This window comes from Pectobacterium polaris (genome assembly GCF_002307355.1).
Classification (GTDB): Bacteria; Pseudomonadota; Gammaproteobacteria; order Enterobacterales; family Enterobacteriaceae; genus Pectobacterium; species Pectobacterium polare.
The window spans coordinates 1,264,377-1,287,294 of sequence record NZ_CP017481.1 but is presented as its reverse complement, the minus strand read 5'-3'; the positions used below and the strand labels follow the sequence as shown (position 1 = coordinate 1,287,294).

Genomic DNA, 22,918 nt, shown 5'->3' with positions numbered 1-22,918 from the left:
CCAAGGGGCGTTCAAACGCAATTGCGTTTGTTTGAGCACTGCCCAGGTTCAAAATGGCAAATGAAATAGCCCTAATGGGATTGGTTCAACAATGGAGGAAGATATGCACTCTCATCAACATAACCACAGCTCTGAGAAATCAGCCTGCTGCAATAACAGCGTTCACCACGCGCCACGCAGCGCCAAAAGCTGCTGCAACGAGCACACGCAGCATTCAAACCACGCCGACCACAGCTGCTGTTCAACCAAACACACGTCTGACGCCGTAGTGCAGAGCGCGTGTGGCACAGATCAGTCGTCGTCAGACAGCGGCGGTAGCGCGGATTCAGACGACCCCGACGGCGGAGACAGCGACAGGCCCCGATCCCACCAGCGTTTCAGTTGGAAAATCAGCGGGATGGATTGTCCCAGCTGCGCACGAAAAATCGAAAATGCAGTAAAAAATCTCACCGGAATTGAACAAGCCAAAGTGCTGTTCGCCACCGAAAAATTGGTTGTTGATGCCAACACCGATATTCGACTTCAGGTTCAACATGCTGTTCAGCAAGCGGGTTTCACCTTGCAGGACACTGCACTCCCCCTCGCCCCACCCGACACGTCAACCGTACGTCGTTTCGTACATGAATATGGTTTCTTAATACTTTTTACTCTGCTGGCTGCTGCAAGCTGGGGACTTTCCCTGCTAAGCGAGCGCGGCGGGCAGATCGCGTTTATCGCGACCACCATCATCGGGCTGATTCCGATACTGAAGAAAACGGTGCAGCTCATTCGCACGGGTACGCCCTTCGCGATTGAAACGCTGATGAGCGTCGCTTCCATTGGGGCGCTCTTGATTGGCGCCACCACCGAAGCCACCGTCATCCTGCTGCTGTTTATGCTGGGCGAACATCTGGAATCTTACGCGGCAAACCGCGCACGACGGGGCGTAACGGCGCTGATGGCGCTGCTTCCCGAAGATGCCACGGTCGTCGGCAACGGGCAGCGACGCCTCGTTCCCGTTGCCAGTTTGGTTCCCGGTGACGTGATTGAAGTCGCGCCTGGTGGACGACTCCCCGCCGATGCGGAACTCTTGAACAGCGACGCCAGCTTTGATGAAAGCGCGCTGACCGGTGAATCGGTTCCCGTTGAGCGTACGCCGGGTGAGAAAATTGCCGCAGGCAGCCTGTGCGTCGATCGAGTCGTGCAGCTGCGCGTGGTGTCACAGCCGGGCAACAGCGCTATCGACCGCATTCTGCAACTGATAGAAGAAGCGGAAGAGCGCCGTGCGCCGATAGAACGCTTCCTCGATAAGTTCAGCCGTTACTACACGCCAGCCATCATGCTGCTGTCGCTGCTGGTGATTCTGGTACCGCCGTTGCTGCTGGCGCAGCCGTGGCAAGAGTGGATTTATCGCGGCCTGACGCTGCTGTTAATTGGCTGTCCGTGTGCGCTGGTGATCTCAACGCCTGCGGCGATTACGTCCGGGCTAGCCGCCGCAACGCGTCGTGGGGCGCTGATTAAAGGCGGTGCAGCGCTGGAATCGCTGGGCAGCATCAAGACTATCGCGTTTGATAAAACGGGCACGCTGACGGAAGGCAAGCCGCAGGTGACGGACGTATTGCCCGCCGCGGGTGTTAGCGCTACGGCACTGCTGACGCGCACTGCTGCGGTGGAATCCGGTTCGCACCATCCGCTTGCCAAAGCGATCGTCCAGCATGCGCGATCCAGCAGCACGTTCCTGCCAATGGCGGAAAACCGCAAAGCGCTGGCGGGAGTCGGCGTGGAAGGCACGATAGGCGGCAAGCGGATTCAGGTCAGCGCGCCAACTCGTGTCGCGCCCGATCTGCTTGATGCCGACTGGTTGCAACGGGTTGAGACGCTGGAAAACGAAGGGAAAACCGTCGTGGTGGTGCAAGAGGACGATAACCTGCTCGGCGTGCTGGCGTTGAGCGATACGCTACGCCACGATGCACGTGAAGCGCTGGATGCGTTGCAGCAGTTGGGGATTCGTGGCGTCATGCTCACGGGCGATAACCCCCGCGCGGCGGCAGCGATTGCAGCAACATTAGGGATCGATTACCGCGCCAGCCTGCTCCCTGCCGATAAGGTCACGGCGGTCAGCGAATTGAGTCAGCAGCATCCCGTGGCGATGGTCGGCGACGGTATCAACGACGCACCGGCGATGAAGGCTGCAACCATCGGGATTGCGATGGGAAGCGGTACGGATGTGGCGCTGGAGACGGCTGATGCAGCCTTAACGCACAGCCGCCTGACCGGGCTGGCGGCGATGATTAGCCTGTCGCGGGCGACGCAGCGCAATATTCGCCAGAACATTACCATCGCACTGGGGCTGAAAGCCGTCTTTCTGGTCACCAGCATTCTGGGCATTACCGGACTGTGGCTGGCCGTGCTGGCGGATTCCGGCGCCACCGCGCTGGTCACCGCCAACGCGCTGCGGCTATTGAGAAAACAGGACTGATATTACCGTTGCTGGCTGTGAATTGAAGGATCGAGATACACGGAGCGACCACGGGGCGAGGCCTCCCTACGGGAACCTCATCCCCGTGTTTCTCCTAATCACACACATCAACGAACGATATAACGCACTGAGTACTATTGGCCTTTGCGCAGCAGATACCGATAGGGAAGCTGTTCGGTCTCCTGCGCCAGAAGCTCATGCTCCATGAACACGCAAAAACCGGGAATATCGCGGGTGGTGGCCGGATCATCGGCAATAATCAGCAGCGTTTGCCCGGTTTCCATCTGGCGTACGGTCTTACGCACCATCATTACAGGCTCAGGGCAGCGCAGTCCCTGTGCATCAAGGGTTTTATCCGGGTTGGTAAAGGGATCGGTCATCAACGTTCTCAGTACAGGAATCAAAAAACCGCCTTAGTTTACGCTGAGGATTTCCCGACGCAAGCGACGACAACGTTTGCGCATAAAACAACCATCTTTTCCTCGTAAAACACATTGCATTAACGAAGCAATTGCGTATTATGCCGCCGCGTTGCAGCATAAATCTGCACGTTATCTCTTGGGTTCCCTAACCCCAATAACCAAAAAGGTCACATTATGTATCGTTTTACTCCCCAGCAGCGGCTTACGGCGCTGATCTGGCTATCGTTGTTCCATGTCCTGATCATTACGTCGAGTAATTATCTGGTCCAGCTTCCGGTATTGATTTTCGGTTTTCATACCACCTGGGGCGCGTTTACCTTTCCGTTTATTTTTCTGGCAACTGACCTGACGGTACGGGTTTTCGGTGCGCCGCTGGCGCGTCGTATTATTCTGACCGTGATGGTGCCTGCGCTGGTGATTTCCTATCTGGTGTCATGCCTGTTTTATCAGGGATCGTGGCAGTCGTTCGAGGCATTAAGTCAGATAAATATCGTCGTGGCGCGTATCGCCTGCGCCAGCTTCATGGCTTATGTTCTTGGTCAGATTCTGGATGTTCACGTCTTCAACCGCCTGCGCCAGAAACGCGCGTGGTGGGTCGCGCCGGCTGTGTCGACCGTGTTTGGTAATTTCAGCGATACGCTGGCCTTTTTCTTCATCGCGTTTTACCGCAGCACCGATGCCTTCATGGCGGCAAACTGGGTTGAAATCGCGATGGTGGATTATGCCTTCAAGCTGTTGATCAGCCTGGCATTTTTCCTGCCGATGTACGGCGTCATGCTGAACATGGTGCTCAAACGTCTGAGCGAGCAGAAAGGCACACCCGACTATCACTCCGTCAGCAGCCACCATTAATGCCAATCGGGCGGCCATCTGCGCCGCCTTTTCTCCCGCAGTCACTCATCGTTTTGTAAAAATAACGCAGGTACTAACAACGGTTTGCAACAACAAAATGCTTGTTTTTGCTATCTGAATAGGGTGCCATACTGTTATTACCTGTTTAAAACGATTATCTGTTTCAAAAACGAGAGAAAGGGATCCCATGTCGAATGTAATCAAATACCTCGGTGTCGGCTTGCTTGTCGGCCTGCTTGCTGCCTGTGATGGCAAAACGGATGACGCTGCAAAATCGGGCGCACAAGATAAACCTGCCGCAGAAGCTGCTGCGAGCCAGAACATTGAATTAATGGGTGGCAAGATTGCGTTTACCCTGCCAGCCGATATGCGTGATCAAAGCGGTAAAGTCGGTACGCAGGCGAACAATATGCACGTTTACGCCAATGACAATGGACAGAAAGCGGTCATCGTGATTCTGGGCGACAACACTACGGAAGAGTTAACCGTGCTGACACAGCGTCTGGAAGATCAACAGCGCACGCGTGACGCCAACCTCCAGGTCGTCACCAACAAGACCATCGACGTTGACGGCAAGAAACTGCAACAGCTCGACAGCATTATCACTAGCAGCGGACAGCAGGCTTATTCCTCTGTCGTGCTGGGCAAAGTGGAAAACCAGCTGCTGACCTTGCAGATCACGCTGCCAGCCAACAATCAGCAACAGGCACAGAGCGAAGCAGAAGGCATCATCCACACTCTGAAGCTGAAGTAATCATCGTTATCGTCTGACAGTAGTCACTGAGGTGGCTACTGTTATTCGATGGCTGTGCGCTGGGTCAGTCGCCACGTCAGCGCTAAGCCGCATAGCCCCAGCAGCGCCGCCGCCAGATAAATAGAGGCGATACCGGTATAGGCCATCAGCACACCCGCCACTGGCCCGACAATGCCCAGCGATAAATCGAGAAATATCGTATAGGTTGCCAGCGCACTGCCCTGATTCTGCGGTGATACCGCCTTAACAGCGACGACGCCTAATGCCGGGAACACCAGAGAGAACCCCGCCCCCGCGAGGAACGCACCGACTTCCGCCATCAGCGGCTGCGTCGCCCCCCAGACCAGCAATAACCCGACGATTTCAACCACGAAGCACGCTATTGCCACGCGCAGTCCGCCAAACCGCTGAATACTGTTAGGAAACACCAGCCGTGCGCCGACAAAGGCAACGCTGAAAATAGTTAGCGTCAGCGCCGCACCTTCCCAGTTCCGATCCGCATAAAACAGCGTGATGAAGGTGGCGATCACACCAAAACCCGCAGAGGCAATCGCCAAAATGATGCCGTAAACCCAGACTTTCCCCAGTACTTCGCGGAAGGGAATCTTTTTCCCCGGCGCGACCTGCACCGCGGGGCGCGGCAGCGCGAGAACAATCGCCACCGCCGCAATCAGGATAATGCATACGGAAAGCAGTTTTAGCCCACCGATATGGTTGAGCCAGACGCCGAGCGGTGCGCCAATCGCCATCGCGCCATAGGTGGCAATGCCATTCCATGAAATCACGCGTCCGATGTGTCGGGAACCGACCACGCCGACGCCCCAGAGCGTCGCACCTGTACCGGCAAAGCTCTGTCCGGTACCCAGCACCACACGCCCGAGACACAACAGCAGCAGCGTGATGGCAGGCGAGGCGTCGCTAAAGGCCGCCATCAGATAAAACACCCCGCTCAGCATGACGCCAGCCAGCCCCCAGACGACGATTTTCTTCGGTCCTTTTTCGTCGGCGCTGCGGCCCGCATGCGGGCGGCTCACGAGCGTGGAGAAGTATTGCAGGCTGATCACCAGCCCAGCCCAGAATGCGCTGTAGCCGAGATGATCGTGCACATATCCCGGCAGCACCGCCAACGGCAGGCCGATATTCAGATAGCTGGCGAAGTTGAACGCCACAATCGAAACGATGCGCAGATTAAGGCGCAGACCGCTCAGCGCCGGTTCGGATGGGGAAGGTGTTGGCATGGAAAATTCACTCGCTTAACGTCCGTGTATGACGTACGTTCAGAAAAACATCGAAAAGTAACATTCTTATATTGTTGGTTATAATCAACCTTATGCTACTAAACTAATCCCGAACACAGGAGAAACGCAATGCCTGTACCGGCAGACCCGGATCGCCAGTCAACATCGTCAACCCCTGAAGGGGATAAATCACCACAGAAACGCCTCTCGTTTCTGGGCAAGAGCAAGCGTCTGGTCGCACGTATTCAGGCGATCCCCAGCGTGGCGCATCTGATTCGCGCGGGCGAACGCTTCAACGATCGGATGGGCAACCAGTTTGGCGCGGCCATTACCTATTTTTCCTTTCTGTCGCTGATCCCGATTCTCATGGTGTCTTTTGCCGCCGTGGGTTTCGTGTTGGCCTCCAACCCTGACCTGCTGACGGGGCTGATTAACCGTATCGTCAACAGCATCAGCGATCCTAATCTGGCCAATACGCTGAAAAGTACCGTTAACACCGCGGTGCAGCAGCGTACCACCGTGGGTCTTACCGGTTTGCTGATCGCACTTTATTCCGGCATCAGTTGGATGGGAAACCTGCGTGAGGCGATTCGCGCCCAGTCGCGCGACGTGTGGGAACGGAACCCGAAAGATGAAGAGAAGATTTACTTTCAGTACACGCGGGATTTCCTGTCGCTGACCGGTCTGGTCATTGCGCTCATTATTACGCTTTTCCTGACCTCCGTTGCTGGCACCGCGCAGAACATGATTGTGACCGCATTGGGGCTAGATGGCATCGAGTGGCTGCGCCCCGCGTTGACGCTGATTGCCCTATCAATCTCCATCTTCGCCAACTATCTGTTATTCCTGTGGATATTTTTCGTTTTACCGCGCCACAAACCCAAACGCAAAGCGCTCTTTCGCGGCACGCTGATCGCCGCCGTGGGCTTTGAAGTCATCAAATTCGCGATGACCGTCGCGCTGCCTAAACTGGCCAGCTCGCCTTCCGGTGCCGCGTTCGGTTCGGTCATTGGCCTGATGGCGTTCTTCTATTTCTTCGCGCGTTTGACGCTCTTCTGCGCCGCCTGGATCGCAACAGCGAACTACAAAGGCGACACCTCGACGGATAAGAATGAGCAGGAGAAAGAACCGCCCTCCGATCGCTAAAAGCAGCGGGAAAGCACTGGTTTTCCGATCTGCGTCATGAAAAAATAAAACATCGTTTCAAGACTATTGACTCAGTCTCGCGTAATGTTGAGACTGACGTTAATTTCCGCATTTTTTATACCCAATAACATCAGGTGCAGGGTACCTTTTCAAACAGGCCAAAAGTGATGACAACTACTAACATTGCCGTAATCGGCGAATGCATGATCGAACTGTCGCAGAAAGGCACGGATCTTAACCGTGGATTTGGCGGCGATACGCTGAACACTGCCGTTTACATTGCCCGTCAGGTAAACGCCGATAAGCTGGGCGTACATTACGTGACCGCACTCGGCACCGATAGCTTCAGTACCGAGATGGTGGCTGCCTGGCAGAAAGAAGGGGTGAAAACCGACCTGATTCAGCGACTGGACAACAAGCTGCCCGGTTTATACTTCATTGAAACCGACGATAGCGGCGAGCGTACGTTCTACTATTGGCGTAATGATGCTGCGGCCCGCTACTGGCTGGACAGCCCGGAAGCAGAAAAAATCGGTCAGTCGCTGGCACAATTTGATTATCTCTACCTGAGCGGCATCAGTCTGGCGATTCTGAACGCCGAAAGCCGTCAGCGTCTTCTCGCCCTGCTGCGCGCCTGCCGCGCCAACGGCGGTAAAGTGATTTTTGATAACAACTACCGTCCACGTCTGTGGCAGAGCAAGGAAGAAACGCAGCAGGCCTACACCGACATCCTGTCCTGTACTGATATCGCTTTCCTGACACTGGATGACGAAGACATGCTGTGGGGCACGAAGCCGCTGGAAACGGTGCTGGATCGGACGCACGGTTTGGGCGTTAACGAAGTGGTCATCAAACGCGGTGCCGATTCCTGCATCGTGTCTGAACGCGGACAAGCGCTGGTTGATGTTCCCGCGATCAAATTGCCAAAAGAGAAAGTGGTCGATACCACCGCCGCAGGCGACTCTTTCAGCGCAGGTTATCTGGCAGTACGTCTGAACGGCGGCAGCACGCAGGAAGCTGCACAGCGCGGCCACCTGACGGCCAGCACGGTCATTCAATACCGTGGCGCGATTATCCCGCTAGAGGCAATGCCTGCGTAAACAGGATGTCGCGTGATAATAAGTTAAAGGCCGCAATCGCGGCCTTTTCTATTTACTGATTAATGGCTTACTGTGCGGCGGGTGCCGTTTCCTGCGGTTTTGCTCCGTCAGAAACTGCGCCTTCAGATGCCGCAGCCCCAGCGCTGGCAACCGGCTCGGTCATCGGCGTCATAATCCGGTCGTAGGCTTCCTGCAACGCCTTCATATTCGCTTCCGGCTCACCGGGCTGTTGGATCAGCATCAGCGTCGTATCCTGTACCAGCTGCTGGTGCAGTTCCTGATTCAGCATATCGAGCGTCAACGCGGACAGATAAGTCTGGCGCAGTTTCTGATACTGCTCGGGAGAAATATCCACGACGCCATTCTGCTGGGAGCGCAGGCGCTGATCCATCAGGATGTCCGTGCTGGTACGCGCATAGGTCGCAAACAGCTTACTCAGCTCGTCCGTCTTGCGCGCAATCAGCGCATCAAACTCTTGCTGTGTCAGCCCTTTTTCACGCAGCGTCGCCAGCTCACGCGCCATAAACGTCACGCCCGGTTCAACGCCCTCACTATTCGGTACATCCATATGAATCGCGCACTGAGAACGGGTATAAAACACATTGCAGTCGAAGCGGAGATTGTTGCTCTTCAGTGAGCTCTTCTCCAGCGCCTGCTGTAGGTGCCAGAACATCGCTTCCCGCGTCATATCGCCCAGCCAGTAGCGAACCAGCGCCTGCGATTCGCGAATCGGGTGCCACGGGACATCCCACATCAGCGACAACGTATCCTGCTGGACGTTGTTATTCATCAGGCTGATCGCCTGTGGTGGTAGCGGGCTGAGTGTCGGCAACGGCGCTGGCGCTTCACGTTTCCCTTCCAGTGGAGAGAAGACTTTACCGATTTGCTCGATCACGCTGCGGTTATCCACATGACCGACGATGTAGAGCGTCATCGCATCTGGCGTGTACCAGGTTTTATAAAACTGCTGGAGCTGCTCGCCATTTAACGGCGGTTTGACGTCCTGAGCAGGATCGTGCGCCAGCAGGGGTGAGCCTTTCAGGCGATAGCGCCAGCTCGGATCCTGTGGGTTAATCGGAAAGGTTGCCACCTGATCGGGCACCTTCAACGCAGCCTGTAGGCTTTTTTCGTCGAACGCTATCTGCCCTGCGCTTTCCGAAAGCCACGTCAGCGCTTCTTTCAGCAGTTCGGGGCGATTATTCGGCAAGCTCAGGTTATACGACGTGAAGTCGTACGAGACAATGACTGGAGGCAGGACGCGTGAGCTGTTAGCGTCTCGCATCCACATGGAAGGTAGCTGGGCGGCGGACAGCTTATCGCCGGGCGCTAAGGCCAGACGAGGAAGAAAATGGGCAAAGCCTACCTGCTGGGCATTTTCCAGCAGCGACCCAGCATTAACAACCAGACGCAGCTCAACCCGATCGCCGGGGCGCTGTGGTGTGGTTAATAACTGCCAGGTAAAACCATTATCAAGCTTACCCTGCTGCCAGGCAGGATCGGGCTGTAGTGCTTCAGCCTGCACGCCGCTGCTGACCACGGCCAGCAACAAACCACCAACGAAAAGCGCCTTTTTGGTGCCCTGCATGTGAACCCCTACTAATAGCTATCCAACATAATAAATGTGGTTATTGTTGATCATTATGGTGGCCTTGCGTCTGCCACCGCACACTCTCGTGGATATATCACGGAAAAAATTAAGACGCGAAGTGTACCATTCCCTTAGACCGCGCGCTTTTGTCTATGTCACTCCAGAAGACGAAATAATCTGCAAAAAAGGTAAAAATAGTCATATTTAACAATATTTTTACCTTTCATGGTGGGTAAGAAAAGGAAGGGAAACAGTTTGGTTCGACGTGTCGGCAGGCAAAAAAATTCCCCACGGGGCGCTAGCGCCGTGGGGAAATAGTATAGAACACTATGTTGGTACTATAACTGCATGCTGGAATTATGACTGTGCAGTCGGTGTAATCCCGTTATCGTTCTTGTTGGTGCCAGACAGCTCAGCATCCAGTTTCTTCTCGTCCAGCTCGCGGCAGTATTTTGCTACCACGATGGTTGCCACACCGTTACCAATCAGGTTGGTCAGCGCACGGGCTTCTGACATAAAGCGGTCAATACCCAGAATCAACGCCAGACCAGCAACTGGCAGGTGGCCCACAGCAGACAGCGTTGCCGCCAGCACGATGAATCCACTTCCCGTCACGCCCGCTGCACCTTTAGAGGACAGCAGCAGAACCACCAGCAGGGTAATCTGATGCCAGATATCCATGTGGCTGTTGGTCGCCTGAGCAATAAATACCGCGGCCATTGTCAGATAGATGGAGGTGCCATCCAGGTTGAACGAGTAGCCGGTAGGAATAACCAGACCCACGACAGATTTTTTACAACCGACCTTCTCCATCTTCTCCAGCATACGTGGCAGCACGGATTCAGAAGAGGATGTGCCCAGTACGATCAGCAGTTCTTCACGGATGTAGCGAATGAATTTGAAGATACTGAAGCCCGTCGCTCTGGCAATACTGCCCAACACCAGGAACACAAACAGCACACAGGTGATGTAGAAGCAAGCGATCAGCTGTCCCAGCTGTATCAGCGTACCGACACCGTATTTACCGATGGTGAAGGCCATTGCACCGAACGCACCCAGCGGAGCCAGTTTCATGATCATGTTAATGACGCCGAAAATGACCTTGGAGAAGCTATCGATCACATCAAAAATCACTTTGCCTTTTGGCCCTAAGCGGTGCAGCGCAAAGCCGAACATCACAGCAAACAGCAGAACCTGCAAGATATTACCGCTGGCAAACGCGCCGACCACGCTCCCCGGAATCACGTCCATCAGGAACGGAATCAGACCCTGTTGCGAAGCCTGTTGGGTATAAACCGCCACCGCAGACGCATCAAGCGTACTTGGGTCGATGTTCATGCCCACACCAGGTTGTACCACGTTGACCACGACCAGGCCGATAATCAGCGCAATCGTACTCACGACTTCAAAATACAGCAGGGCGACCGCACCAGTACGACCGACCGACTTCATACTTTCCATGCCTGCGATACCGGTGACTACCGTACAGAAGATAACCGGCGCAATAATCATTTTAATTAATTTAACAAACCCATCGCCCAGCGGCTTCATTTGCTCGCCAAGCTGGGGGTAGAAATGCCCCAACAGTATCCCTATTGTAATGGCGGCAAGAACTTGAAAATAAAGACTTTTAAAAATTGATGTTTTCATACATACGTCCTATGGTGGGGAAAACACAGGAGGGGAATAGGGTACGAAAATGCCGCCTGTGATTGCGCCGGAAAGTAACATTGCAATAACAAGCTGAGAATGTTTTATAAGTTTAGTTTGTGAACGATAGGTTAAAAACAAGAGCTGAATCACGTCAGCAGGAATTATAAAGAAACATCAGTGCAATTTACTTGTAACAGATGCACATTTTTTCGGCAGACGCATCACCTTAAAAAGCCCTCAAACCCCCGCCATACGGGGAATACGCCTTTCAGGAAACCCATCTATAAAAAGTAACATTTGCGTTACCTGTGAATACTCAGGAAGGTACCGTGAGAGGATGAATACCGGATTTTTTATCACGCCGCGCCAGCTGCATAGCAAAACGTGCCTGTGATAAAAGCAGCGCCGCGTCCTCGGGTCGAGGATCGGTAATGGTGAGGATACCGACGCTGACGGCCCGCGCAGGCTGGGAGCCCGCAGGCAAAAAGGGTGAATTAATCGCCAGCATCACATTCTGCGCCCAATCTTGCGCCTGTCCGGCGGATTGCAGCTGCTTCCCGATAATAGCGAACTCATCACAGTCGAGGCGCGCCAGATAGATAGGCCCAGCCTCGTTTTGTTCTTCAATCACTGCGCTGAGCTGCTTCGCCAGCGAGTCTACCTTGCCCTGTTTGCTGGCGGAGGGATCAAGCCCGAAAACCAGCAGGCTGAACGGTGTTGCGTCGGCCAGACGCTGTTCAAGGCGTCGCATAAAGTGCGCGTTGTCCGGCAGCCCCGCGCCTTCTGTTCCGGCAGAAAGCGACTGCGCCAGCAGCTGTTGATTGCGGTTATAGCTGCGCACCAGCGCACCCAGCTCATCATCCTGATGCCAAGGCGGCAGCGTAAGCGGACGGTGGAGCATATCGTCCGGCGGTAGATTCTGTAACTCGACAATAATCCCACGCAGCGGGTGTATCAGCAGGCGGTTAATGCACCAGGTAATGGCGATCGACATAATCAGCGCCAGCAGCAGATACGTCGCCAACATGGTTGAAAAGGTGCTGACGATAAATTGATACATCCGGTAGGAATCCGCCTGCAACACCAGATGCGCCAGCGGAGCCGAATACTGCGTCTGCGGCGGCGAATAAAGCGGAATAGAGATGCGGATAGGCAGCTTAAAGACCCGTGCGATCCAGTCTGGCACCGGACGCTCTTTCGGGAAATTCGCGTGCAGCGTCTGGAAATCATCCGGCAGCAGCACATCTGCCCGGCTCAGAAAGGCAACCGGTAATAGGCTATCCAGAATATTGCCCGCCCGCTGCACTTCCCCTTGTAACACCGCATCCGTCAGCGGTTGACGCACGGAATAGGCGATGCTCTCCAACTGCTTGGCATAATCTTCACGGCGCTGATGAACAAAGTGAAAGAGCTGTATGACGATAAACAGGCTGATCGTCACCAGTGCCACTGCAGACACGGCTGTCATCTGTTTAATCGTTAATGAACGTCTGAGCCGCAAGCGCTTTCTCCGTCAACCTGTTATGCAGACCTGAATACCTGGCCCACCAAACAACAAACAGGTGGGCAATATACAACGCGAAAAATGCGCACGCGTTACACACAGCAACACGATTTACACGCGGCAAACAGTATAAGGCAGCTTATCGCCGCCTTAACGCTGTTTTCTGCTGATATTCGGGGGATTTCATCTTAATCCTAGGCTACCTTTGGCAACAGCGTTAACGCGGCCTCAGAATAGGGGATATCCCCTGCATAAGCCAGTATCGCTATTCGGGGAGCAGACTGAAGGATCGGGCAGGATGCTCGCCTGCCCGATAACGTCATGGAATGAGATTATTGCGGGTAAGGTACCCAATCTCCGCCGTTCAGACGAATGTAAGGTTTTCCCTGATATTGCATCACGATAGCGTTCTCATTTTCCGAGATCGCTTCCGTTTGCGGCAGTGCGCTCGTCAGCGTTTGCCAGTCAACAGAAGGCGCAGTGAACACTTTGCCATCCACCATTCGCACCACCAGTTCAGAAATCGCCAGATAGCTGCTCGGCGACGCAATCTCCAGCGCGTTGCCCTGATGCGGTGCCTGTAGGCCAAACAGTTTCACGCCGACAGGAATATGCGTGATGCTCGGGCTCGGAATATCGCGCAGGCCGGACATTTGCATCTTATCCCCAGCCAGCGCCGCGCCGTGCTCCGGCACCACAATCACCATGACTTTGCGGCCGGATTTTTGCAACTCGTCAAAAAACGCATCCAGTTGGTCAAACAGAATCTTCGCGCGTGGCGCATAGTCCGCCGACTGGTTGCTGCCGACAAAGCGGTTGCCGTCATGCAGCGGAATCAGGTTAAAGAAGGTCGCGTTACGGGCTGTCGTCGCTTTACCCCGCTCGCCCAGCCAGCGATTTAACAGCTCCAGATCGTTATAAATCGGCTCACCGTCGAACGACGTAATCTGGTGACTAATGCCCTCCTGCGACAGCATTGGGATCTGAATGTCGCCCTCTTCACGCACCTCACGCAGGTAATTCCCAAAGACGCCGGAATGGTCGAGCATCAGCTGTTCTTCAAAGCCTAACTTCACCAAATTACTGAACAGGTAACACTGCTGGTTCACCGGCTGATACAAATCGGTGTGGGACTGTTGGCCGCAGCTTGCGCGCAGCAGGCGAATAGATGCCGGCCCGCTATACGCGGTGGCAGAGTTAAACTGACGGAACAGAATATCGAACTTCTTCCACAGCGGATGGTTTTCCAACTGCGCCACGTCCAAATCCGACCACGACAGCGAACAGATATTGATAATCAGGAGGTCAAAAGGCTGCGCATCCTGCGGCAATGTAGCGGGGAACGCCGTGGTTCGCGTTTTTTCTCGCGTATAAAACTGGTTGAGATAAGCCGTGAGATTGGCGTTCGTTGGCGGTAAAGTCGCTTCGGGCAGCGCAGCGTCTCCGCCCGTTGGGGAAGCTGCCGAAGGGGCAGACGCCGTTGAGGCCGCTGGCATCAGCGATACCGCAGGGCCCGCCAGATTGACGATGTTTAACCACGCCAGCGCCGCCACGGTAAACACCGTAATACGAATCCACTGCGCGAAGAACAGGTAGGCAACGATAATGACCGCCGCCGCACCAACCATTTGCCAGTTAATAAAGCGATTGAATAGCTCCAGCAAGTAGGCCGCGCTAAAGCCCGCAACCTGCGACCCCTGACTGAGAATGCTGTTGATACCCGGCAGCCAGGTATCGTGGTAAAACAGCCCGATACCGAGCGGGATGGCAATAATATGACGCCAGCGGTGCAGCGTGACATTGGGGATCGGGAACAGCAGAAACGCCAAAAAGACCAGATTAAGCAGCGGATGAAAATTCAGGTAGCCAAACCATAACAGGGCAAATTTCAGCAAAAAATACACATTCCAGGCACCGAGCCCACGCCAGTAGCGCCATATATTTTGCTGTTTTTGCGTATCCTGTTGCTGCGTAGGTTTTTTTTCGTCCATTTTATTTTTTAGTCTCTGCTGAAGTCGGCTTGGTTGAGACCGTCTTTGTTGAAGAAGGGCTGCGCATCCAGACACTCGCAGGCTTCAGGTAGCGCGGTGACAACAGCCTGTTTCTCCAGTACTGAAGCCAGTGGGGAATCACACGGTGCGCCAGATAGCCAAGCGTGAAGAAAACGACCGCGCTCAATAACACCAGTTGAACGATATCAATCAGGTTCATGACGGCTCTCCCGGTGCGCGGGCCCGTAAATCGGGTGCCAATAGATCGATAGCAATCGGTTCACGCCGCAGCACCTGGCGGCTCGGCGCAGATTCGGTCTGCTGCAATTGGACATAATCGTTAATCTGCCGCTCTTGCTCCAGCGTATCGTCCTGCACCAGCGATTTAACTTCTGCCAGAATCTGTAAGTCTTGTGACCAGACAATCCGATTGCTGAACGCTTCATCCACCGGCAGGCGGAAAATGGATTTCAGCGCGATATCCAGTTCATTCAGGCGGCAATTGGACAGGAACAAAAACAGACGACCCTGCGCGATCGTGACGACATCACCAAAGCGTCGCAACGTGCACAACGTCAACGCCTGCGCCGCCCGCACGCCCGGCACGGGGCGCAATGCGACCAGCACGCCCTTGCTGCCTTCCGGCATCAGCGTGCTATCAATCAACATCTGCACAGACTGCCGAAAGATATCAGGGGGCTGGTAGCCCTTAATCTGTAGCGGCCGCATGGTGGTCAGCAAGACTTCAACATCGACAGGAACGTGTTTGGTAAAGCGCTGCCCTTGCACGCTTTCAATCCGTGTCAGGAAACGGGATAGCGGTTCGGAATGAGAGACAATAATATTCGCGCCACATGCCAATAGCAGACGCTCGTCGCTGGCGCGCAGACAAGGCTTCATTTCCCGCACCACAATCTTCAGCAACTCACCACGTTGCCGCCGCAGGCTGTGAACTTGCTTGACGAGCGTATCCACCTGACTGGTTTGATTGAGTGCAAAAACGAGGGTAGCCGCATGGGTCAGCATGCCGGTTTGTACCAAGATGGCGTTGTCGTCCAGTAGCTGCCAGTGTTCTGACAGCGCAGGTGCGCCTTCCATCACGCTCTTTTCCATCAGAAAGAGCCCATCATCATCCAGAGACGGCGTGAGGATCGGTTCCTCTTCCTTCAGCATGAACCACCCATCACTGTCGGATTGCAGCATCTGCACTTTATTCGCCCGCACGCCCCTTTCCGTTGCCCACCATGACACCAGATACTGGGCGCGATCCTGCTGCCATTGCAGGCTAGCTAAACCGTAAAGTCCGCGATGTTGGGAAATCAGCATATTCCTCAGGCGGGTTACGCCGCTGCTGTGGCTGATCACCACCAGCGTACACTGGCGTTGATGCAGCCATGTCGCGGTGTCATCGATCCAGCGCTGGAGCCTTTCCGGCGAGATATCCCGCCACAGGCTAGCTGGGGCATAAAGCACCAACAGACGATTTTTAGGGCGCAATGCGCGCATTAAATCATCGGTTAAATTCAGCAACGCGGCTTTATTTTCCGGCAATGCATAGCACGATAATTGTTTCTTTCCGGTGTTATTATTTTCTGTCGTAAACTTATTGTCTGTCGTAAACAATGCCGTCAGAAGAGAATCAGATCGTTCCCCACAGCCGATTAACGCCACTCTCGCGTCGTTATTTTGGCCGTGCATGATTTGCTGGCAAAATAATGCGGCATCAATTTGCCGATCAATATTCACCCAATAAAAGCCCGCCAACTGGAGCGTAACCAGCTCATCCCAAAGGTCACGAATACCTAATGAAAAGTTCTGCTTCATAGACTGATTTCTTTTCCGTTAATGGCAGCGTTCCACCTTAATAACACAGTCAAAATAAACTCTAGCAGCCCCCCGAGGGATCACAACTGTGCGCTATAAATTATTCCTATCCCTTGATAAATCACCGATTACTATTTTTCCCCATTCACATTGCAATCATGAATTCATTGCTATAGTTAACGGGCACACCTGACTCCTTATTAAAGACAGCAGAGGCGTAACTCTTCATCTGCCAGACTGTCTGTTCTGGGTGCAGTAAAAGACGCACCACATCTGCTATTTGGATGTTTTCCCTTTATCGATCTCAATGATAATGGATAGCCTATTTCAGAGGCATGGGATGAATAACGAACCGACTCGTATCGATACTAGCGCGCACGCCGATTTAACCGAAAATGCAAGAACCGACGACGATCTACGGGTTCTCAGTCAGGCTTTTTCTTTACCTGAAATAAACTATATCGATATCGCCCGTCAGGCGCGTCTCAGCCAAATGATGGCTCGCTGGCCGCTGCTCGATGAATTAAAAGAACCGGCCGGGAGTGACTGACGATGCCCGTGATTGCATTGCAGGGAATCCGTGGAGGCGTAGGCACTACCTCGATCGCTGCCGCACTGGGATGGGCCTTCCAACGGCTGGGTGAATCCGCACTGGTGATTGACTTTTCGCCGGACAACTTGCTGCGCATTAACTTTAATATGCCGTTTGAGCAACGCCGCGGCTGGGCACGGGCGGAAGCCGATGGCGCGCCGTGGCAAACCGGTGCCATGCAGTATCTCCCCGGTCTGGATTTTCTGCCGTTTGGTCGTCTGAATACACAGGAGATCGCGACGCTCCAGCAGCATTACCACCAACATCCCGCACTCTGGCAAAACAATCTGGCGCAGCTCAGCGCGGCGGGTCGCCATCGCTGGATACTGATTGATGTACCAGCGGACAACAGCCCGCTCACGCGACAGGCGTTAGCCACCGCGAATACCGTTTTTCAGGTGGTGGTGGCGGATGCCAACTGCCATTCGCGCTTACATCAGCAGGCGTTGCCGCGTCAGTGCCATTTTCTGGTGAATCAATTTTCTACGCTCAGTACGCTTCAGCAGGATTTGCATCAGCTCTGGCTGCACACGCTGTCACACCTGCTGCCGCTGGTGGTACACCGTGACGAAGCCCTGGCAGAATCGCTGATGCTGAAGCAGCCGCTGGGCGAATGTCGCCCGGACAGCGTGGCAGCGGAAGAGATCATGACGCTGGCAAACTGGTGCCTGATTCACGTTAAGGAAAGCGGCGTATGAGTGGCATCCTGCGCCTCTTTCTCGTCCCGCCCGCCAGACAGGCGATTCAGCAACGCTACCGCGGCTATCGTCAGCAAGGTGCCTCCGCCTTTGCCGCCTTTTTCGCCACACTGTTTGCGATACTCGGCTGGATCTTCCTGCGGCTGGAGTCTGAGGGCTGGCAACAGATTCGTGCGCAGCGAACCTACTGGTTCCCACACATTTCGCCGCAACGCCCGCGTCCGGCTGACATTCTTCGCTATCTGACGCAGGGTATTTGGCTGCTGACCATCAAAAACGGCCAGTTGCCGACATCGCGCCGCAATTACTTCTCCGCGCTCCCGCGCTGGCGGCAACGCTACATGAACGCGCAGCAAGCGCTGTTCGCCCGCTTTAGCCACGCGAATACTGACGATCGCGAAGACCTTGAGTCAGGCTCCGCCAAGACGAGCCGCTTCCAGAGGCTGGTGACGGTCGCGCTGAGCCTGCTGTGTGCGGCGCTGGCGCTGCTGTGCATCACGCAGCCGTTTGATTTGCTGTCGCAGTTTATTTTCATGACGCTGCTGTGGTGCATCGCCATGCTCGTTCGCAACATGCCGGGACGCATGCCGACGCTCATGATGATCGCCCTTTCTTTCACGGTTTCCTGCCGTTACCTATGGTGGCGCTACACTGAAACGCTGAACTGGGACGATCCGCTGAGTTTGATCTGCGGCCTGCTGCTGCTGGCGGCGGAAACCTATGCCTGGGTGGTGTTGGTTCTGGGCTATTTCCAGACGATCTGGCCGCTGAACCGCCACCCGGTTTCACTGCCAGAAGACAGCAAAACGTGGCCGACCGTCGATCTCATGATCCCGACCTACAATGAACCGCTGAGTGTCGTGAAACCGACGGTGTATGCCGCGCTAGGTATCGACTGGCCTAAAGACAAGCTCAATATTTATATTCTGGATGACGGCGGCCGCGCCGAATTTAAAGCCTTCGCAGAAGAAGTCGGCGTCCATTACATTGCCCGCGTCACGCACGAACATGCCAAAGCCGGGAACATCAACAATGCCCTGAAACAGGCAAAAGGCGAGTTCGTCGCCATCTTCGACTGCGACCACGTCCCTACCCGCTCCTTCCTGCAATTAACCATGGGCTGGTTCTTCAAAGACAAAAAGCTGGCGATGCTGCAAACGCCGCACCATTTTTTCTCGCCCGATCCGTTCGAACGCAATCTGGGCCGCTTCCGCCGTACGCCCAATGAAGGCACGCTGTTCTACGGTCTGGTTCAGGACGGTAACGACATGTGGGATGCCACGTTCTTCTGCGGCTCCTGCGCCATCCTGCGGCGTAAACCGCTGGATGAGATTGGCGGGATTGCGGTTGAAACGGTAACGGAAGATGCCCACACCTCACTGCGCCTGCATCGCCTTGGCTACAGCTCGGCGTATATCCGCATTCCGCAGGCCGCCGGACTCGCGACCGAGAGCCTTTCGGCCCACATCGGGCAGCGTATTCGCTGGGCACGGGGCATGGTACAAATCTTCCGGCTGGATAACCCACTGTTTGGCAAGGGGCTGAAGCTGGGGCAACGGCTGTGTTATGCCAACGCCATGATGCACTTTCTGTCCGGCATTCCGCGGCTGATCTTCCTGACTGCGCCGCTGGCGTTTCTCCTGCTGCATGCCTACATCATCTTCGCCCCGGCGCTGGCCATCGCGCTCTACGTGCTGCCGCACATGGTGCACGCCAGCCTGACCAACTCGCGTATTCAGGGGCGCTACCGTCACTCATTCTGGAGTGAAATCTATGAAACCGTGCTGGCGTGGTACATCGCTCGCCCGACTACCGTCGCGTTGTTTAACCCGCACAAAGGGAAATTCAACGTAACAGCCAAAGGCGGGCTGGTAGAAGAACAGCATGTTGACTGGGTGATTACGCGACCTTATCTGGTGCTGGTGCTGCTGAATATCGCTGGAGTGATGTATGGCATCTGGCGTCTGATTTACGGGCCGCCGGAAGAGATCATGACGGTGCTCATCAGCCTGCTGTGGGTTGTGTACAACATGACCATTTTAGGCGGAGCCGTCGCGGTTGCCGTAGAAGCCAAACAGGTGCGTCAGGCACACCGGGTGGAAATGTCGATGTCCGCCGCGATCCTCCGTGCCGATGGGCATCTGTTCCCCTGCGTCCTGCGCGACTATTCCGATGGCGGCGTGGGCGTTGAAGCACGTGAATCGGGCATTCTTCAGGTCGGGGACAGCGTCTCGCTGTTGTTAAAACGCGGTCAGCAGGAGTACGCCTTCCCGTTCAGCGTCACCCGCGCGTTCGACAACAAGATTGGCCTGCGCATGACCAACCTGACCATCCGCCAGCATATTGATTTCATTCAATGTACGTTTGCCCGCGCCGACACCTGGGCGCTCTGGCAAGACAGCTTCCCGCAGGATAAACCGGTCGAAAGCCTGGTTGATGTGCTGGCGCTCGGCTTTCGCGGTTACCTGCGCCTGGCCGATTACGCACCGCCCGTTATACGCAACATTATTCTGGCCTTCCTCAACATCGTGGTGTGGGTGGTGTCCTTCATCCCACGCTATGTAGGGAAACGCACCGTAACAGACCAGACGGGCGCTGCGCTGCCGGAAAAAGCCGTACATCAGGGCCAGACGCCGTCTACCCATGAAACGCGATTTGCACAAGAGAACCTGTTTACAGAAAAGACAGTGGCTTGATTGCCATTCACAGGCCGTGATCAACGGTCTTTCTCCCGACAATGAGAAAGGCCCTTAACCTTGATGATGACACGATGACGAAAAAAATAATCTGGTTCACCGCATTGGCTTTAGGCGTCAGCTCATTATCTCAGGCTGTCACCGCGCCGCACGCCCAAACACCGGCAATGGGGGACGCGACTCTGCCGCCCGCCAATGCTGCCACCGCAGCGCCAGCGACGACGATGCCAGCGATTCCTCTGGCGCAACCGGCGACCAACGCCGCCGTGCGCAACGTGGTGATGCCTTTTGCGCAAATCGCGCCTGCACCGGGCACCTTTGCGCTGCGCGGTGTCGATCCCAACGGGCAGATTGAGTTCGGCGTTCGTAGCGACGAAGTGGTCACACAGGCGTCGCTCGACCTTGAATTTACGCCGTCACCGGCGCTGATTCCCACCGAGTCGCATATCAAGGTTTACCTGAACAATGAGCTCATGGGCGTCACCACGATTAGCAAAGAGCAGATGGGGAAATCCAACCGCGTTCGCCTACCTATCGATCCGCGCTACATCACGGACTTTAACAGCCTGCAATTGGTGTTTGTCGGCCATTATCAGAACATCTGTGAAAACCCAGCCAGCACCAGCCTATGGCTGGATGTCAGCAAAGCCAGCGCGCTCAACCTGCAATTCCAGAAGCTGACGCTGAAGGACGATCTGTCACCGTTCCCTGCGCCGTTTTTTGACAGCCGCGATACCCGTCCGTTGACGCTGCCCATCGTCTTTGCCGACCAACCGGATCTGGTGCAACAGCGTGCCGCTGCGGTACTCGCCTCGTGGTTTGGCAGCAAAGCACAATGGCGCGGGCAGTCTTTCCCTGCCCTCTTCAACCAGTTGCCGAATAGTCACGGTATTGTGTTCGCGACCAACGATAAGCGGCCGGATTTCCTGCGTGATACTCCCGCCGCGAACGGCCCAACGGTATCGATCATCAGCCACCCCAACGATCCTCACGTGAAGCTGCTGCTGGTTCAGGGGCGTGATGACAATGAACTGCTTACCGCCGTGCAGGGCATCGCACAGGGGAACCCGCTGTTCCGTGGGCAAAGCGTCACCATCGATAAGGTCGAACAGCTCGCCCCACGCCAGCCGTATGATGCGCCAAACTGGGTTCGCACCGACCGCCCGATGACCTTCGCCGAACTACAGCAATATAACGAACAGCTGCAAACCGACGGTATCGTGCCCCGGCCAATTTCGCTGACCATGAACCTGCCGCCCGACCTGTTCCTGATCCGCAGTCAGGGCATCGATATGCGTCTGAAATATCGCTACACCGCACCTCAGGTTCAGGACGGTTCGCGCCTGAGCATCAACCTGAACAACCAGTTCGTACAGGCCTTCTCGCTGGCACCGGAACAGGACCAGAATTCCCTGTTGATGCGCCTGCCGCTCACGCAGGGGCTATGGGATTCCGATAAGAGCCTGTCCATTCCGGCGCTGAAACTGGGCACCACCAACCAGCTGCGCTTTGATTTCAGCTACACCACGCTGCTCTCCAGCGGCACGGCCGACCGCTGCGAAACCTATACGCCGGTCGTCAATCACGCCGTCATCGACAGCAATTCGACGATTAACTTCTCTGGCTATCGTCACTTTATGGCGATGCCGGATCTGCGTGCCTTTGCCAATGCGGGCTACCCGTTCAGCCGACTGGCTGACCTGTCACAAACGCTGGTACTAGTGAACAAGCAGCCACAGCCGGCTCAGGTCAGCGCCATGCTGAACGCCATCGGTAACATTGGGGCGCAAACCGGCTACCCGGCATTGGCGGTGCAGCTCAGCGATGACTGGACGCAGGCAGACAAGCAGGACCGCGATATTCTGATGATCGGCGCTATCCCGCCAGAGCTGCACGACAACAGCAAAATCAACCTGCTGGTCGAGCAAACGCAAAGCTGGATCAAGCAGCCAACGCGTCAGACCGCGATCCCAGACATGGGCTCACCCGCATCTGACGCGACGCCAGACAGCAAAACCACCGTCAGCGGTGACGGCGCGATGTCGGCGATTATCGGCTTCCAGTCTCCGTATCACGACCAGCGCAGCGTGGTCGCCCTGCTGGCCGACAGTCCACAGGGTTATACGCTACTCAACAACACGCTGATTGATGGCGAAAAAAGAGCCTCGTTGTTCGGTTCTGTTTCCGTCATCCGCGAATCGGGCATCAATAATCTGCGCGTCGGCGACGTTTACTACGTCGGCCACCTACCGTGGTGGGAACGTATCTGGCACGCCTTGGCGCAGCATCCCGTCTGGCTGGCGATCATATCGACCCTTACCGTCATTATTGTTGCCTGGCTGCTGTGGCGTGGCCTGAAATTCTTCAGCCGCCGTCGCCTGTCGCCGGATGAAAGGGACTAA

17 protein-coding genes are annotated in these 22,918 nt (G+C 55.2%); 9 read left to right on the top strand and 8 right to left on the bottom strand.

Annotation, left to right across the window (positions count from 1 at the left end; genetic code table 11):
- Nucleotides 1-103 precede the first annotated feature (103 nt).
- Entirely contained in the window at nucleotides 104-2,458 is a 2,355-nt protein-coding gene (locus tag BJJ97_RS05795) for a zinc/cadmium/mercury/lead-transporting ATPase (RefSeq protein ID WP_095995324.1), read from the top strand.
- A gap of 134 nt (nucleotides 2,459-2,592) precedes the next feature.
- Here the strand turns inward: BJJ97_RS05795 and tusA are convergent, their stop codons facing one another.
- Complete coding sequence (gene tusA / locus BJJ97_RS05790) at nucleotides 2,593-2,838, bottom strand: sulfurtransferase TusA (RefSeq protein ID WP_095993348.1); 246 nt, start codon at nucleotides 2,836-2,838, stop codon at nucleotides 2,593-2,595.
- Nucleotides 2,839-3,054: 216 nt separating this feature from the next.
- Here tusA and BJJ97_RS05785 point away from each other — a divergent pair, with 216 nt between their 5' ends.
- A complete protein-coding gene (locus BJJ97_RS05785) occupies nucleotides 3,055-3,732 on the top strand; it encodes a 7-cyano-7-deazaguanine/7-aminomethyl-7-deazaguanine transporter (protein WP_039485298.1) in 678 nt (225 codons plus the stop codon).
- Nucleotides 3,733-3,919: 187 nt separating this feature from the next.
- Complete coding sequence (locus BJJ97_RS05780; protein WP_095993347.1) at nucleotides 3,920-4,486, top strand: DcrB family lipoprotein; 567 nt, start codon at nucleotides 3,920-3,922, stop codon at nucleotides 4,484-4,486.
- A gap of 41 nt (nucleotides 4,487-4,527) precedes the next feature.
- On the opposite strand, the gene BJJ97_RS05775 is transcribed toward BJJ97_RS05780, so the two are convergent.
- Entirely contained in the window at nucleotides 4,528-5,724 is a 1,197-nt protein-coding gene (locus BJJ97_RS05775; protein WP_095993346.1) for an MFS transporter, read from the bottom strand.
- 129 nt (nucleotides 5,725-5,853) lie between these two features.
- Here BJJ97_RS05775 and yhjD point away from each other — a divergent pair, with 129 nt between their 5' ends.
- On the top strand, nucleotides 5,854-6,870 hold the full coding sequence (gene yhjD, locus BJJ97_RS05770; protein ID WP_095700973.1) for an inner membrane protein YhjD: 1,017 nt from the start codon (nucleotides 5,854-5,856) through the stop codon (nucleotides 6,868-6,870).
- A gap of 167 nt (nucleotides 6,871-7,037) precedes the next feature.
- Nucleotides 7,038-7,970: a 2-dehydro-3-deoxygluconokinase gene (kdgK, locus tag BJJ97_RS05765; RefSeq protein WP_095993345.1), complete on the top strand. Its 933-nt coding sequence runs from the start codon at nucleotides 7,038-7,040 to the stop codon at nucleotides 7,968-7,970.
- Between the two features lie 67 nt (nucleotides 7,971-8,037).
- On the opposite strand, the gene BJJ97_RS05760 is transcribed toward kdgK, so the two are convergent.
- The 6 genes from BJJ97_RS05760 to bcsE form a co-directional block, all read right to left on the bottom strand.
- The gene (locus BJJ97_RS05760) at nucleotides 8,038-9,555 is read right to left on the bottom strand and encodes a M16 family metallopeptidase (protein ID WP_095993344.1); all 1,518 of its coding nucleotides are present in this window, start codon (nucleotides 9,553-9,555) and stop codon (nucleotides 8,038-8,040) included.
- Between the two features lie 360 nt (nucleotides 9,556-9,915).
- Nucleotides 9,916-11,208 (bottom strand): dicarboxylate/amino acid:cation symporter, encoded by a 1,293-nt coding sequence (locus BJJ97_RS05755; protein WP_039485308.1) that lies wholly within the window; start codon nucleotides 11,206-11,208, stop codon nucleotides 9,916-9,918.
- 319 nt (nucleotides 11,209-11,527) lie between these two features.
- Complete coding sequence (locus BJJ97_RS05750; protein WP_095995323.1) at nucleotides 11,528-12,679, bottom strand: diguanylate cyclase domain-containing protein; 1,152 nt, start codon at nucleotides 12,677-12,679, stop codon at nucleotides 11,528-11,530.
- 368 nt (nucleotides 12,680-13,047) lie between these two features.
- Nucleotides 13,048-14,706, bottom strand: coding sequence for a cellulose biosynthesis protein BcsG (gene bcsG, locus BJJ97_RS05745; RefSeq protein WP_095993343.1), 1,659 nt, complete (start codon nucleotides 14,704-14,706; stop codon nucleotides 13,048-13,050).
- A 1-nt stretch (nucleotide 14,707) separates the two neighbouring features.
- Nucleotides 14,708-14,926 carry a cellulose biosynthesis protein BcsF gene (gene bcsF, locus BJJ97_RS05740; protein WP_095993342.1) on the bottom strand — a complete coding sequence of 73 codons (219 nt, stop codon included), beginning with the start codon at nucleotides 14,924-14,926 and terminating at the stop codon, nucleotides 14,708-14,710.
- A complete protein-coding gene (gene bcsE / locus BJJ97_RS05735; RefSeq protein ID WP_095993341.1) occupies nucleotides 14,923-16,530 on the bottom strand; it encodes a cellulose biosynthesis protein BcsE in 1,608 nt (535 codons plus the stop codon). Before bcsE ends, bcsF begins: the two co-directional genes overlap by 4 nt.
- A 340-nt stretch (nucleotides 16,531-16,870) precedes the next feature.
- Here bcsE and bcsR point away from each other — a divergent pair, with 340 nt between their 5' ends.
- The 4 genes from bcsR (at nucleotide 16,871) to bcsB (ending at nucleotide 22,918) form a co-directional block, all read left to right on the top strand.
- A complete protein-coding gene (gene bcsR, locus BJJ97_RS05730; RefSeq protein WP_095700980.1) occupies nucleotides 16,871-17,080 on the top strand; it encodes a cellulose biosynthesis protein BcsR in 210 nt (69 codons plus the stop codon).
- Between the two features lie 2 nt (nucleotides 17,081-17,082).
- A complete protein-coding gene (gene bcsQ, locus BJJ97_RS05725; protein WP_014917066.1) occupies nucleotides 17,083-17,820 on the top strand; it encodes a cellulose biosynthesis protein BcsQ in 738 nt (245 codons plus the stop codon).
- Nucleotides 17,817-20,516, top strand: coding sequence for a UDP-forming cellulose synthase catalytic subunit (bcsA, locus tag BJJ97_RS05720; RefSeq protein ID WP_095993340.1), 2,700 nt, complete (start codon nucleotides 17,817-17,819; stop codon nucleotides 20,514-20,516). Before bcsQ ends, bcsA begins: the two co-directional genes overlap by 4 nt.
- 74 nt (nucleotides 20,517-20,590) lie before the next feature.
- Nucleotides 20,591-22,918 carry a cellulose biosynthesis cyclic di-GMP-binding regulatory protein BcsB gene (bcsB, locus tag BJJ97_RS05715; RefSeq protein WP_095993339.1) on the top strand — a complete coding sequence of 776 codons (2,328 nt, stop codon included), beginning with the start codon at nucleotides 20,591-20,593 and terminating at the stop codon, nucleotides 22,916-22,918.

What these genes read in the sequence shown, in the direction of transcription:
- kdgK (WP_095993345.1), top strand. Translation starts at nt 7,038, where the DNA reads ATGACAACTACTAACATTGCCGTAATCGGCGAATGCATGATCGAACTG.
- BJJ97_RS05750 (WP_095995323.1), bottom strand. Translation starts at nt 12,679, where the DNA reads ATGACAGCCGTGTCTGCAGTGGCACTGGTGACGATCAGCCTGTTTATC.
- BJJ97_RS05775 (WP_095993346.1), bottom strand. Translation starts at nt 5,724, where the DNA reads ATGCCAACACCTTCCCCATCCGAACCGGCGCTGAGCGGTCTGCGCCTT.
- BJJ97_RS05760 (WP_095993344.1), bottom strand. Translation starts at nt 9,555, where the DNA reads ATGCAGGGCACCAAAAAGGCGCTTTTCGTTGGTGGTTTGTTGCTGGCC.
- bcsF (WP_095993342.1), bottom strand. Translation starts at nt 14,926, where the DNA reads ATGAACCTGATTGATATCGTTCAACTGGTGTTATTGAGCGCGGTCGTT.
- bcsG (WP_095993343.1), bottom strand. Translation starts at nt 14,706, where the DNA reads ATGGACGAAAAAAAACCTACGCAGCAACAGGATACGCAAAAACAGCAA.
- tusA (WP_095993348.1), bottom strand. Translation starts at nt 2,838, where the DNA reads ATGACCGATCCCTTTACCAACCCGGATAAAACCCTTGATGCACAGGGA.
- BJJ97_RS05795 (WP_095995324.1), top strand. Translation starts at nt 104, where the DNA reads ATGCACTCTCATCAACATAACCACAGCTCTGAGAAATCAGCCTGCTGC.
- bcsE (WP_095993341.1), bottom strand. Translation starts at nt 16,530, where the DNA reads ATGAAGCAGAACTTTTCATTAGGTATTCGTGACCTTTGGGATGAGCTG.
- yhjD (WP_095700973.1), top strand. Translation starts at nt 5,854, where the DNA reads ATGCCTGTACCGGCAGACCCGGATCGCCAGTCAACATCGTCAACCCCT.
- BJJ97_RS05755 (WP_039485308.1), bottom strand. Translation starts at nt 11,208, where the DNA reads ATGAAAACATCAATTTTTAAAAGTCTTTATTTTCAAGTTCTTGCCGCC.
- bcsB (WP_095993339.1), top strand. Translation starts at nt 20,591, where the DNA reads ATGACGAAAAAAATAATCTGGTTCACCGCATTGGCTTTAGGCGTCAGC.
- bcsR (WP_095700980.1), top strand. Translation starts at nt 16,871, where the DNA reads ATGAATAACGAACCGACTCGTATCGATACTAGCGCGCACGCCGATTTA.
- bcsA (WP_095993340.1), top strand. Translation starts at nt 17,817, where the DNA reads ATGAGTGGCATCCTGCGCCTCTTTCTCGTCCCGCCCGCCAGACAGGCG.
- BJJ97_RS05780 (WP_095993347.1), top strand. Translation starts at nt 3,920, where the DNA reads ATGTCGAATGTAATCAAATACCTCGGTGTCGGCTTGCTTGTCGGCCTG.
- BJJ97_RS05785 (WP_039485298.1), top strand. Translation starts at nt 3,055, where the DNA reads ATGTATCGTTTTACTCCCCAGCAGCGGCTTACGGCGCTGATCTGGCTA.
- bcsQ (WP_014917066.1), top strand. Translation starts at nt 17,083, where the DNA reads ATGCCCGTGATTGCATTGCAGGGAATCCGTGGAGGCGTAGGCACTACC.